At 64.1% G+C, this 14,298-nt stretch carries 2 protein-coding genes (1 of these 2 running past the window's edge); both read left to right on the top strand.

Translation table 11 applies throughout. The features are described from left to right. Positions 1-70: 70 nt before the first annotated feature. Entirely contained in the window at positions 71-12,391 is a 12,321-nt protein-coding gene (locus AB1J88_RS11145; RefSeq protein WP_430291076.1) for a non-ribosomal peptide synthase/polyketide synthase, read from the top strand. Beyond that, positions 12,391-14,298, top strand: the 5' portion of a protein-coding gene (locus tag AB1J88_RS11140) for a non-ribosomal peptide synthase/polyketide synthase (RefSeq protein WP_430291075.1). 13,089 nt of this gene lie beyond the right edge of the window; 1,908 of the gene's 14,997 nt are visible here — the first part of the coding sequence; its start codon is at positions 12,391-12,393; its stop codon lies beyond the right edge, outside the window. The genes AB1J88_RS11145 and AB1J88_RS11140 overlap by 1 nt, the downstream gene beginning before the upstream one ends.

The following is a 14,298-nucleotide window of genomic DNA, read 5'->3' as shown; positions in this document are numbered from 1 at the left end:
CCGGTCTGCATTCGTTTTATAGGGACGACGTGCCTTTGTGCTTCCTGCCTACTGATCCGGATGCTGAGAAATGAATGCTGAAGACTCCTTGAAACTTGCTCGCCGGTTTATCGGGTTGCCCCTGGAAAAGCGCCAGATGTTCCTCGCGGCCCTGCACAAGGAGGGCGTGGATTTCGCGCGGTTCCCGATACCCGCCGGCATCGCAGCCGAGGATCGTCAGGCGCTGTCTTACGCGCAGCGACGCATGTGGTTCCTGTGGCAACTCGATCCGCAGAGCGGAGCCTACAACCTGCCCGGTGCAGTGCGACTCAATGGTCGACTGAACCAGTCGGCGCTGGAGCAAGCCTTCGCCAGTCTGGTGGAGCGTCACGAAACCCTGCGCACAGTGTTCCAGCGCCAGGCCGATGACAGCCTGCTGCAAGTGCCGGCCACCGCGCCGCTGCTGATTAACCGGGAAGACTTCAGCGCTCTGTCGGCCAGTGGGCGTGAACAGGCGGTGATCGATGCCGCCGAACAGCAGTCGCTGCTGCCATTCGATCTGGCGGTCGGCCCGTTGCTGCGGGTGACCTTGCTCAAGCTGGCCGAGCAGGAACACGTGCTGCTGCTGACCCTGCACCACATCGTGTCCGATGGCTGGTCGATGAACGTGTTGATCGACGAGTTCATCCGTTGCTACGACGCGTTCGACGCGGGTCAGACGCCGCAATTGCCGCCACTGCCGATCCAGTACAGCGACTATGCGCTGTGGCAACGCCGCTGGCTGGAGGCCGGTGAGCAGGCGCGCCAACTCGACTATTGGCAGGCACAACTGGGCGACGAACACCCGGTGCTGGAGTTGCCATTGGATCATTCGCGCCCGGCGATGCCGAGCTATCGCGGCACTCGTTACGAGTTTACGGTCGACGGCCAACTCGCCGAGCAGCTGCGCAGCACGGCGCAACAGCATCAGGTCACCGTGTTCATGTTACTGCTCGGCGCCTTCAATGCGCTGCTACACCGATACACCGGGCAGACCGACCTGCGTGTCGGCGTGCCGATCGCCAACCGCAATCGCGGCGAGATCGAAGGCCTGATCGGCTTCTTCGTCAACACCCAGGTGCTGCGCACGCAACTCGACGGCCAGACCCGGGTCGACGAGTTGCTGCGGGCGGTCAAGGAAACCGCGCTGGGTGCGCAGGCGCATCAGGATCTGCCGTTCGAGCAACTGGTCGAAGCGCTGAAGCTGGAACGCAGCCTCAGCCACACGCCGCTGTTCCAGGTGATGTACAACCACCAGCCGCACGTGGCCGATATCGCCACACTCCGCACCGCATCCGGCCTGCAACTCGACAGCCTCGACTGGCAGAGCCGCACCACCCAGTTCGACCTGACGCTGGACACCTGGGAGCAGGGCGGCAAGCTGCACGCCGCGCTGACCTACGCCAGCGACCTGTTCGATGCACCGACCATCGAACGCATGGCGCGGCACTGGCTGCACTTGCTGACGGCGATGGTCGCCGATCCGTCGCAGCGTATCGGTGAGTTGCCGCTGCTGGAGGCAGACGAGCAGCGCACGCTGGTGCACGACTGGAACAACGTCCACGCGCAGTACCCGAGCGACACGCCGATTCACCAACTGATCGAAGCGCAGGTCGCGCGTACGCCGCAGGCCCCGGCACTGCTGTTCGGCGAACAGACGCTGAGCTACGCCGAGCTGGATGCGCGGGCCAATCGTCTGGCGCATCTGCTGCGCGAACAGGGCGTGCAGGCGGACAGTCTGGTTGGCGTCTGCGCCCTGCGTTCGGTGGAAATGGTCGTCGCGCTGCTGGCGATTCTCAAGGCCGGCGGCGCTTACGTGCCGCTGGATCCGGAATACCCGCAGGAGCGTCTGGCCTACATGATCGAGGACAGCGGCATTACTTTGCTGCTGACGCAACAGGCGCTGCTGGCAGCGCTGCCGACTGACGGCGTAAACGTCATCACCCTGGATCAGCCGGGGCTGCTCGACCGTTACAGCGATAGCCGTCCGGAGGTCAGCGTCGATCCGCTGAACCTGGCGTACGTGATTTACACCTCGGGTTCCACCGGTAAACCGAAGGGCGCTGGCAACAGTCACGCGGCGCTGGTCAACCGTTTGTGCTGGATGCAGGAAGCCTATGCGCTGGATGCCAGTGATTCGGTGCTGCAGAAAACCCCGTTCAGTTTCGACGTGTCGGTGTGGGAGTTTTTCTGGCCGCTGCTGACCGGCGCGCGGCTGGTGGTAGCCGCGCCGGGTGCGCACCGTGATCCGCTGCAACTGATCGATAGCATCAACCGTCACGGCATCAGCACGCTGCACTTTGTGCCGTCGATGTTGCAGGCGTTCATCCACGAGGCGGGCGTGGAAAGCTGCAGCGGTCTCAAGCGGATTGTCTGCAGCGGTGAAGCGTTGCCGCTGGATGCGCAACTGCAAGTCTTCGCCAAACTGCCGAACGCGAGCCTCTACAACTTGTACGGCCCGACCGAAGCGGCCATCGACGTCACCCACTGGACCTGTGTCGATGAAGGCGCGGACAGCGTGCCGATCGGCCGGCCGATCGCCAACCTGCGCACCCATGTCCTCGATGCCGAATTGCTGCCGGTGCCGAGCGGTGTCGCCGGTGAACTGTATCTGGGTGGCGCCGGGCTGGCGCGCAGTTATCACCAGCGCCCGGCGCTGACGGCCGAACGTTTTGTGCCGTGCCCGTTCCATGACGGCGCGCGCCTGTACCGCACCGGCGACCGTGTGCGGCAGCGTGCCGACGGCGTGATCGAATACCTCGGGCGTCTCGACCACCAGGTAAAGTTGCGCGGTTTGCGCATTGAGTTGGGTGAAATCGAGACCCGCCTGATGCAGCACTCGCTGGTGCGTGAGGCGGTGGTGCTGGTGCAGGGCGGCAAGCATCTGGTGGCTTATCTGGTGCTGGAAAACCCGCAGGCAGACGAGCAATGGCAGCAAGAGGTCAAGGCGTGGCTGCTCGGCAGTCTGCCGGAGTTCATGGTGCCGACCTACCTGATCACCCTCGACAAATTGCCGGTCACCGCCAACGGCAAACTCGACCGCAAGGCCTTGCCGCAACCGGATGCCGCACCGCAACAGGCGTTCGTGGCGCCACAGGACGCCATGCAAAAAGCCCTCGCGGCGATCTGGGAGGCTGTGCTCGGCCTCGAACGCGTCGGCCTCGAAGACAATTTCTTCGAGCTAGGCGGCGATTCGATCATCTCGATTCAAGTGGTCAGCCGTGCGCGGCAGGCCGGGATCCGTATCAGCCCGCGTGACCTGTTCCAGTACCAGACCGTGCGCAGTCTGGCGCTGGTCGCGAGCCACGATCATCTGTCCTCGGTGGATCAGGGGCCGGTGACCGGCGACGCCGTGCTCGGGCCGATCCAGCAGGATTTCTTCAGCCGGGCGATGCCGGTGCGCGAGCACTGGAACCAGTCGTTGCTGCTGACCCCGCGTGAGGCATTGAACGCGCAATGGCTCGATGCGGCGCTGACCCACCTGATCAATCACCACGACGCCTTGCGCCTGCGTTTTGTTGAAGGCAGCGAAGGCTGGCAGCAAAGCCACGGCCCGCTGCTGAGCAGCGCTGAGCTGTGGCAACGCGATGCCGAATCTGCCGAACAGTTGCAGGTGTTGTGCAACGAAGCGCAGCGCAGCCTCGACCTGCAAAACGGCCCGTTGCTGCGGGCGTTGCTGGTGACCATGGCCGACGGCTCGCAACGACTGGCACTGATCATTCATCACCTCGCAGTCGATGGCGTTTCCTGGCGGGTGCTGCTGGAAGATCTGCAGCAGGCCTACGAGCAGCTCGCGGCGGGCGGCGGCATTCAGTTACCGGCGAAGACCAGCGCGTTCCAGAGTTGGACCGCGCGTCTGGCGCAGGGCGCATCGCGCTTCGATGACCAATTGAGCTATTGGAAAGCCCAGCATCAGGGTGCCAGGGATCTGCCTTGCGACCGCCCGGATGGCAGCCTGCACAATTTGCACGGCGAGAAAATCGAATGGCGCCTCGACGCCGAGCGCACCCGCCAGTTGCTGCAACAGGCGCCCGCCGCCTATCGCACCCAGGTCAACGATCTGTTGCTCACCGCACTGGCGCGCACCATCAGCCGCTGGAGGCAGCAGCCGGGCACGTTGATCGAACTGGAAGGGCATGGCCGCGAAGACCTGTTCGATGACATTGACCTGACCCGCACCGTGGGCTGGTTCACCAGCCTGTTCGCGGTCAACCTGACTGCGAGCGAGGATCTCGACGGTTCGATCAAGGCGATCAAGGAGCAACTGCGCGCGGTGCCGGACAAAGGTCTGGGTTACGGCGTGCTACGGCATCTGGCCGCGCCGTCGGTGCGTGCTGAATTGGCCGGGTTGCCGCAACCGCGCATCACCTTCAATTACCTGGGCCAGTTCGACCGTCAGTTCGACGAGGCGGCGCTGTTCGTGCCGTCGGTTGAAACCAGCGGCGTGGCGCAGGATCCGTCGGCGCCGCTGGGCAACTGGCTGACCGTGGAAGGTCAGGTGTATGGCGGCGAACTGTCGATGAGCTGGGGCTTCAGCCGCGAGATGTTCGACAGCGCCACGGTGCAGCACCTGGTCGATCAATACGCCAGCGAATTGCAGGCGCTGATCGAACACTGCTGCACACTGCCCACCGCGCAAGCGACGCCGTCGGACTTCCCGCTGGCTCGGGTGACCCAAGCGCAACTGGATGCGCTGCCGGTGCCGGCCGTTCAGCTCGATGATGTCTATCCGCTGTCGCCGATGCAGCAGGGTTTGCTGTTCCATACCCTTTACGAGCAAGCGGCGGGTGAGTACATCAACCAATTGCGCGTTGACGTGCAGGGCCTTGACCCTGAGCGTTTCCGCGCCGCGTGGCAGGCCACCGTCGCTGCGCAGGACATTCTGCGCAGCGGTTTCGTCTGGCAGGGCGAACTGGCGCAACCGCTACAGATCGTCCATAAGCAGGTGCAGTTGCCATTCAGCATCCTCGACTGGCGCCAGCGCGACGATCAGCCGGCAGCCCTCGTGGCGCTGGCCGATGCCGAGCGTCAGCAAGGATTCGATTTGAGCCATGCACCGTTGCTGCGTCTGGTGCTGGTGCAGACCGCTGCCGAGCAATGGCACCTGATCTACACCCATCACCACATCCTGATGGACGGCTGGAGCAACTCGCAGTTGCTCGGCGAAGTGTTGCAGCGCTACAGCGGTCGCACCCCGGCCCATGGCGGCGGACGGTATCGCGATTACATCGCCTGGCTGCAGCGTCAGGACGCGCAGCTGAGCCAGGACTTCTGGAGCGGCCAATTGGCCGCGCTGCAAGAGCCGACCCGACTGGCCCGCGCCACTACCGGCGGCGAGCGCGCCAGCGGCCACGGCGACCATTACCTGACGCTGGACGTGCCGCGCACCCAGGCGCTGGAAGCGTTTGCCCGGCAGCAGAAAGTCACCGTCAACACCCTCGTGCAAGCTGCGTGGCTGCTGTTGTTGCAGCGCTACACCGGTCATGAGGCGGTGGCGTTCGGTGCGACCGTGGCCGGGCGCCCGGCGGATTTGCCGGGCATCGAGCAGCAGGTCGGCCTGTTCATCAACACTCTGCCGGTGATCGGCGCGCCGCGTCCGGACCAAAACGTTGGCCAATGGCTGCAAGCGGTGCAGGCGCAAAACCTCAGCCTGCGCGACTTCGAACACACGCCGCTGGCGGACATCCAGCGCTGGGCCGGGCAGGGCGGTGAAGCGCTGTTCGACAACATTCTGGTGTTCGAAAACTACCCGGTCGCCCAGGCGCTGAGCCAGGCCGGGCAGGGCCTGACATTCGGTGATGTCGGTAACCTTGAACAGACCCACTACGCCCTGAGCGTGGCGGTCACTCTCGGTCAGCAACTGACGCTGCACTACAGTTTCGACCGCAGCCAGTTTGCCGGTGAAGTGATCGAAGGCATCAGTGCCCATCTGCTGCAATTGCTTGAACAGTTTGCGCTGTCGGCCGAGCGCAACCTTGGCGAAATCGCTCTGGCCAGCGCGCAAGAGCATGCCCGCCAGCAAGCCGAAAACCGGCCGCAGCCGTACCCGCTGGACATCGCTGTGCATCAGCGCATTGCTGTGCTGGCGGCCGAGCGTCCGCAGCGCACCGCGGTGATCTTCAACGGTCAGCACTTCAGTTATGGCGAGATCGAGCAGCGTGCCAATCAACTGGCTCACGCGCTGATCGCCCGTGGTGTCGGCGCCGAGACCCGGGTCGGCGTGGCCCTGCCACGCAGCGAGGCGGTGATCGTCGCGCTGCTGGCGGTGCTCAAGGCCGGCGGTGCCTATGTGCCGCTGGACACCAGTTACCCGCGTGAACGCCTGGCCTATCTGATCGAGGATTCAGGGCTGGCGCTGTTGCTCAGCGATTCGTCGGTGTCGGCGCAATTGCCGGTCGACGAGTCGGTGCCGTTGCTGGAACTGGATCGTCTCGACCTGCGCGAGTTGCCGAGCACGGCGCCTCAGGTGGCAGTCGATCCGCATAACCTCGCATACGTGATCTACACCTCCGGTTCCACCGGCAATCCGAAAGGCGTCAGCGTTGCCCACGGCCCACTGGCGATGCATTGCCAGGCCATCGGTCAGCGCTACGAAATGCGTGACAGCGACTGCGAATTCCACTTCATGTCGTTCGCCTTCGACGGCGCCCACGAACGCTGGCTGACCAGCCTGACCCACGGGGCTTCGCTGCTGATTCGCGACGACACGCTGTGGACGCCGGAGCAGACCTACAACGCGATGATCGAACACGGCGTGAGCGTGGTCGCGTTCCCGCCGGTGTACCTGCAACAACTGGCCGAACACGCCGAGCGTGTCGGCAACCCGCCGAAGGTGCGGATCTATTGCTTCGGCGGCGATGCGGTGCCAAACGCCAGTTTCGAGCGGGTCAAACGCGCCCTCGATCCGGACTACATCATCAACGGCTACGGCCCGACCGAAACCGTGGTCACGCCGTTGATCTGGAAGGCTGGCCGTGAAGAGCCATGCGGTGCCGCTTACGCGCCGATCGGCAGCCGGATCGGCGACCGCAGCGCCTACGTGCTCGACGCCGATCTGAACCTGCTGCCACAAGGCATGGCCGGTGAGCTGTACCTCGGTGGTACCGGGTTGGCGCGGGGTTATCTGAACCGTCCGGGGCTGACCGCCGAGCGTTTTGTCGCCGACCCGTTCAGCGCCCATGGCGGCTTGCTGTATCGCACCGGTGACTTGGTGCGCCAGCGCGTCGACGGCACGTTCGACTATCTGGATCGCATCGACAATCAGGTGAAGATTCGTGGGTTCCGTATCGAACTGGGCGAAGTCGAAGCGGCGCTGCAAGCCCTCGACGGCGTGCGCGAAGCAGTGGTCGTGGCGCAGGAAGGCAGCGCCGGCAGTGGCAAGCGTCTGGTGGCCTACGTGATCGGTGATTCGGCCCGTGCCGAGTTCACCGAAGACCTGCGCGCGCAGCTCAAGGCCAGCCTGCCGGCGCACATGGTGCCGGCGTATGTCCTGCGTCTTGAACGCATGCCGCTGACGCCGAACGGCAAGCTTGATCGCAAGAACCTGCCAAAACCGGACGTCAGCCAACTGCAACAGGCCTACCTCGCGCCACAGACGGCGCTGGAACAGCAACTGGCGGCGATCTGGCAAGACGTGCTCAAGCTTGAGCAAGTCGGTGTCAGCGACAACTTCTTCGAACTGGGCGGCGACTCGATCATCTCGATTCAGGTGGTCAGCCGGGCGCGGCAGGCCGGGATCCGCTTCAGTCCCAAAGACCTGTTCCAGCACCAGACCATTCAGGCCCTCGCTACAGTCGCGCAGACCGGCGAGGCGGTGCAGCCTATCGATCAGCATGCGCAAACCGGTGAAACCGCGCTGTTGCCGATTCATCAGGCATTCTTTGCCGAGGCGATTCCCGACCGTCACCACTGGAACCAGTCGGTGATGCTCAAGCCGACGCAGGCGTTGGATGCTCAGGTTCTGGAGCAGGCGCTGGATGCGTTGGTCGTTCAGCACGACAGTTTGCGTCTGGACTTTGTCGAGCAGGCCGCGGGCTGGTCGGCGCATTACCGTGACGTTGCCACGCAAGCGGGGGAAACCATCCTCTGGCAGGTTGAGGTCGCTGATCTCGCCGCCCTTGAGGCACTGGGCAACAAGGCCCAGCGCAGTCTGCAACTGAGCGGCGGTTCGCTGATCCGCGCGGTGCTGGCGAACCTGGCTGATGGCAGTCAGCGCCTGCTGCTGATCGTCCATCACCTGGTGGTCGATGGCGTGTCGTGGCGGATTCTGTTTGAAGACCTGCAAAACGCTTATCGCCAGCTCCTCGCAGGTAAGCCTGTGCAATTGCCGGCCAAGACCAGTGCAGTCAAAGCCTGGGCGGCAGCGTTGCAGGACTACGCCACAACGCCTGCGTTGCAGGCCGAACTGGGCTTCTGGCAGCAGCAGTTGCACGGCGCTTCGGCGGCTTTGCCTTACGACCGTCCGCAGGGTGGTCAGCAACACGATCAGGCGCTGACCCTGCGCCGCAAACTCGATCAGACCCTGACCCGTCAGTTGTTGCAGGAAGCCCCGGCGGCCTATCGCACCCAGGTCAACGACCTGTTGCTGACCGCGTTGGCGCGGGTGCTGGTGCGCTGGACCGGGGACGACAATGCCCTGGTATTGCTTGAGGGTCATGGTCGCGAAGACCTGTTCGAACACATTGATCTGACCCGCACCGTGGGCTGGTTCACCAGCGTATTCCCGGCACGCCTGGCACCGGCCGCCGAGCTCGGCGCGTCGCTCAAGCAGATCAAGGAACAACTGCGGGCGATCCCCTACAAGGGCATTGGCTTCGGCGCACTCGCACACCTCGGTGATGAGCCGACACGTACCGCCCTGCAAGCCTTGCCGGCGCCGCGCCTGACCTTCAACTATCTTGGCCAGTTCGATGGCAGCTTCGATGCCGCCAGCGATGCTCTGTTCGTGCCGACCAGCGAGTCCGGCGGCGCAGAGGTCAACCTGCAAGGGCCGCTGGGCAATCCGCTGGCGCTCAACAGCAAGGTGTTCGGCGGTGAGTTGGACCTGAGCTGGACTTACAGCGGCGCGATGTTCGACACCGCCGTCATTCAGCGTCTGGCCGACGACTATGTGCAGGAACTGACCGCGCTGATCGGCCACTGCTGCGACACTGCCAACCGTGGCGTGACGCCGTCGGACTTCCCGCTGGCGCAACTGTCGCAAGCGCAACTGGATGCGCTGGTGCTGGAGCCGCAAGGCATCGACGACATCTATCCGCTGTCGCCGATGCAGCAGGGCATGCTGTTCCACACCTTGCTCGAACACGGCAATGGCGACTACATCAACCAGATGCGCCTGGACGTCGACGGCGTCGATCCGCAACGCTTCCGCGCAGCGTGGCAGTCGGCGGTGGATGCGCATGACATCTTGCGCAGCGGTTTCTTCTGGCAAGGCGATCTGCCGCAACCGGTGCAAGTGGTGCAGCGTCAGGTCGAGGTGCCGTTCAGCGTGCTCGACTGGCACGACAGAACTGATCTGGAGGCAGCGCTGCAAACCCTCGCCGATGAGGAGCGCGCACTGGGTCTGGATCTGAGTTGCGCACCGCTGATGCGTCTGGTGCTGGTGCGCACTGCAGCCGAGCGTTATCACTTGATCTACACCAACCATCACATCCTGATGGACGGCTGGAGCAGCGCGCAGTTGCTCGGCGAAGTGTTGCAGCACTACAGCGGCGAAGCGGTCGCCCGTGGCGCAGGTCGCTACCGCGATTACATCGCCTGGCTGCAACGTCAGGATGGCGCGGCGGCGCAAGCCTACTGGCGGGCGACGCTGGGCAATCTGCAGGAACCGACGCGCCTGGCCAATGCCATCGCACGGCCGCACGCCGGTTTGCCGAGCGTGGGTTATGGCGATCATTACCAGGTGCTCGACGCTGAGCTGAGCCAGCGCCTGGGCGAGTTTGCCCGGGCCGCGAAAGTCACCGTCAACACCGTGGTGCAAGCGGCGTGGCTGCTGCTGTTGCAGCGCTACACCGGCAAGGATTGCGTGGCGTTCGGCGCCACCGTCGCCGGGCGCCCGGCGGACCTGCCGGGTGCCGAAGCGCAGATCGGCCTGTTCATCAACACGCTGCCGGTGATCGCTGCGCCGTCCGCGCAGCAGAGCGTGATCGCCTGGCTGCAAGCGGTGCAGGCGCAGAACCTCGCCTCGCGCGAGTTCGAACACACGCCGCTGGCGGATATTCAGCGCTGGGCCGGGCAGGGCGGTGACGCGCTGTTCGACAGCCTGATGGTGTTCGAGAACTACCCGATCGGCGAAGCGCTGGAACGCGGTGCGCCGCAGGGTCTGCGCTTCGGCGCGGTGGCCAATCAGGAGCAGACCAACTATCCGCTGACCCTGCTGGTGAACATGGGCGCGCAACTGTCGGTGCATTTCAGTTACCAGCGCGACAGCTTCGCGGCGGCCAGCGTGGCGCAGTTGGGCGCGCATCTGCAGCGTCTGCTGAGCCAGATGGCGGATGCTGGTGAGCGCACGCTCAGCGAGCTGAACCTGATCGAACACCGCCCGCCGGTGAACAGCGATTTCGTCACCGAGCAGTGCATCCATCAAGCCATCGCCCATCGAGTGGCGGCGACCCCGGATGCCTTGGCGGTGACCTTCGCCCATAAGCAACTGAGCTACGCCGAACTGGATGCCCAGGCCAATCGGCTGGCGCACAAACTGCTTGAGTTGGGCGTCGGCCCGGAAGTGCGCGTGGGCGTGGCCATGCCGCGTTCCGAGCAGTTGCTGATTGCCTTGCTGGCGGTGCTCAAGGCTGGCGGTGCGTATGTCCCGCTGGACCCGGACTACCCGGCCGATCGCGTGGCTTACATGCTCGAAGACAGTCGGGCGCGGGTGTTGCTCACCGAGCAGGCCGTTGCCGCGACTCTGAGTGTGCCGGTCGATACCCAAGTGCTGCTGTTGGATCAGTTGTCGCTGAGCGGCTATTCGACGGTTGCACCACAGACGGCGGTGCAGCCGGATAACCTCGCCTACGTGATCTACACCTCCGGTTCCACCGGCAAACCGAAAGGCGTGGCGATTGCCCATCGCAACGTCATGGCGCTGATCGACTGGTCGGCCAAGGTCTACAGCCGTAACGACATTCAAGGCGTACTGGCCTCGACTTCGGTGTGCTTCGACCTGTCGGTGTGGGAGCTGTTCGTCACGTTGGCCAACGGCGGCTCGCTGATCATCGCGCGTAATGCCTTGGAGCTGCCGCAACTGCCGGCCCGTGATCAGGTGCGCCTGATCAACACCGTGCCGTCGGCGATTGCTGCGCTACAGCGTGCCGGGCAGATTCCGCCAAGCGTGCGCATCATCAATCTGGCGGGTGAACCGCTGAAACAAGCGCTGGTGGAGGCGTTGTATCAGCAGTCGACGGTCGAGCACGTCTACGACCTGTACGGCCCGTCGGAAGACACCACCTATTCGACCTGGACCCGCCGCAGCGCTGGCGGTCAGGCGCGGATTGGGCGTGCGCTCGATTACAGCGCCAGTCATCTGCTGGATGCCGATCTGCACCCGGTGCCGCAGGGCGTTTCGGCGGAGCTGTACCTGTCCGGCGCCGGCATCACGCGCGGTTATCTGGGGCGAGCGGCAATGACCGCCGAGCGCTTCGTGCCGAATCCTTTCGGCGGCAACGGCGAGCGCCTGTACCGCACCGGCGACCTGATTCGTCAGCGCGAGGAGGGCGAGCTGGAGTACATGGGCCGGATCGACCATCAGGTGAAAATTCGTGGATTCCGCATCGAACTGGGGGAGATCGAGGCGCAATTGCTCGCCCAGCCGACGGTCAGCGAAGCGGCGATGCTGGCCGTCGACAGCGACAGCGGTGCGCAACTGGTGGCGTATGTGGTTGCCCCGCAATTGAACATGCACGACGGCGACGCGCAGCGGCAACTGCGCGAGGGACTAAAGACTGGCCTCAAGTCTTCGTTACCTGACTACATGATTCCCGCGCACCTGCTGTTCCTTGAGCAGTTGCCACTGACCCCCAACGGCAAACTCGACCGCAAGGCCCTGCCGGCGGTCGATGCCAGCCAGATGCAGGCCGCGTATGTCGCGCCGCACAGTGAGCTTGAGCAACAGGTCGCGGCGATCTGGCAGCAAGTGCTCGAAGTGCAACGCATCGGTCTGAACGATCACTTCTTCGAACTCGGCGGGCACTCGCTGCTGGCGGTCAACGTGGTATCGCGCATGGCCCTGGAACTGGGCCTGACGCTGACCCCGCAACTGTTATTCCAGCACCCCGTCCTGAGCGATTTTGTCGCTCGACTCGATACAGGAGGCGGGGCAATCAACGAACAGAAACTGAGCAAGCTGGAAGCCCTGCTTGACGATATGGAGGAAGTCTGATGGACAAGAGTGTTGCTTTGAGGGTAGCCAAGCGCTTTATCACTCTGCCGCTGGACAAACGTAAGCTGTACCTGGAAAAGATGCTCGAAGAGGGCGTCTCTCCGGCCAACCTGCCGATCCCGGAAACACGTTCCGGGTTTGCGGCGATTCCTCTGTCGTACGCTCAGGAACGTCAACTGTTCCTCTGGCAAATGGACCCGCACAGCACCGCGTATCACATCCCCAGCGCCCTGCGCCTCAAGGGCCGGCTGGATGTGGCAGCGCTGGAGCGCAGCTTCAACGCGGTGGCGGCGCGTCACGAAAGCTTGCGTACCACTTTCGCCGAACAGGGTGAAAGCTTTTGCCAGGTGATTCACCCGCAGCTGCCGCTGAGCATCAGCCTGACGCCATTGCCGGAGGGCCTCGACGCCGCCGGGGAAGACGCCGCGATCAAGGCCTTCGTCGAGAGCGAAACCGCACGCCCGTTCAATTTGCAGCAGGGCCCGCTGCTGCGGGTGGCGCTGCTGAAAGTGGCCGAAGACGACCATGTGCTGGTGCTGATCCAGCACCACATCATCGCCGATGGCTGGTCGATCAAAGTCCTGGTCAACGAGCTGATCGAGCATTACGCCGCCGACACCGCCGGGCAGCCGCTGAGCCTGCCGGAACTGGAAATACAGTACGCCGACTACGCGATCTGGCAGCGCCACTGGCTGGAAGCGGGCGAGCGTGAGCGCCAGTTGGCCTACTGGGTCAAGACCCTGGGCGGCGAGCAGCCGGTGCTGGAACTGCCGATCGATTTCCCGCGACCGGCCGTGCAAAGCCTGCGCGGTGCGCGGTTGGAACTGAACCTGCCGGCAGACCTCGGCGACGCCCTCAAACAGCTGGCGCAGCGCGAAGGTGCGAGCCTGTTCATGCTGCTGCTGGCGTCGTTCCAGGCGTTGCTGCATCGCTACAGCGGTCAGGCGCAGATTCGCGTCGGGGTGCCGACCGCCAACCGTAACCGGGTCGAGACTGAAGGCCTGATCGGCTTCTTCGTCAACACGCAGGTGCTGAATGCCGAAGTCAGCGGGCAATTGCCGTTCAACCAGTTGCTGGCTCAGGTCAAGCAGGCGGCGATGGATGCGCAGGCCCATCAGGATCTGCCGTTCGAGCAACTGATCGAAGCGCTGCAACCGGAGCGCAGCCTGAGCCACAGTCCGGTGTTCCAGGTGATGTTCAACCACCAGACCAGTCGCGATCAGGGCCGCAGCGCCGCGCAGTTACCGCAACTGAGTGTCGAGGACGTGCAGTGGGAAGGGCGCACCGCGCAGTTCGACCTGACGCTGAATACCTACGAGTCCAGCGACGGCTTTGCCGCCGAGCTGACCTACGCCACCGATCTGTTCAAAGCTGAAACCGTCGAGCGTCTGGCGCGTCACTGGCAGAACCTGCTGCGTGGCATCGTCGCCTCGCCGAGCCAGCGCGTCGGCGAATTGCCGTTGCTGGAAAGCGCCGAACACGGCGTGCTGTTGCAGGACTGGTTGCGCAGCGCCGACCGCACTGCGCTAGCCGAATGCGTGCAGCAGGATTTCTCCCGGCGTGCCCAGCAAACGCCGCAGGCCACTGCCCTGATCATCGGCGAACACGTGCTGAGCTACGCCGAGCTGGATGCCCGCTCCAATCAACTGGCGCACAAGCTGATCGAGGCCGGTGTCGGCCCGGATCAACTGGTCGGTATCGCCGTCGAGCGCAGCGTGGAAATGATTGTCGGCCTGCTGGCGATCCTCAAGGCCGGCGGCGCTTATGTGCCGCTGGACCCGGCGTATCCACAGGATCGCCTGGCCTACATGATTGAGGACAGCGGCCTGCAATTGCTGCTGACCCAAAGCCATTTGCAGACGCAGCTGCCGATCCCGCCGGGTGTGCAAACGCTGCTGCTGGATCAA

Source organism: Pseudomonas sp. S8, assembly GCF_050473925.1.
Taxonomy (GTDB): Bacteria; Pseudomonadota; Gammaproteobacteria; order Pseudomonadales; family Pseudomonadaceae; genus Aquipseudomonas; species Aquipseudomonas parakoreensis.
Note: the sequence above shows the minus strand (reverse complement) of the source record. Positions and strands in the feature narration are given on the sequence as shown.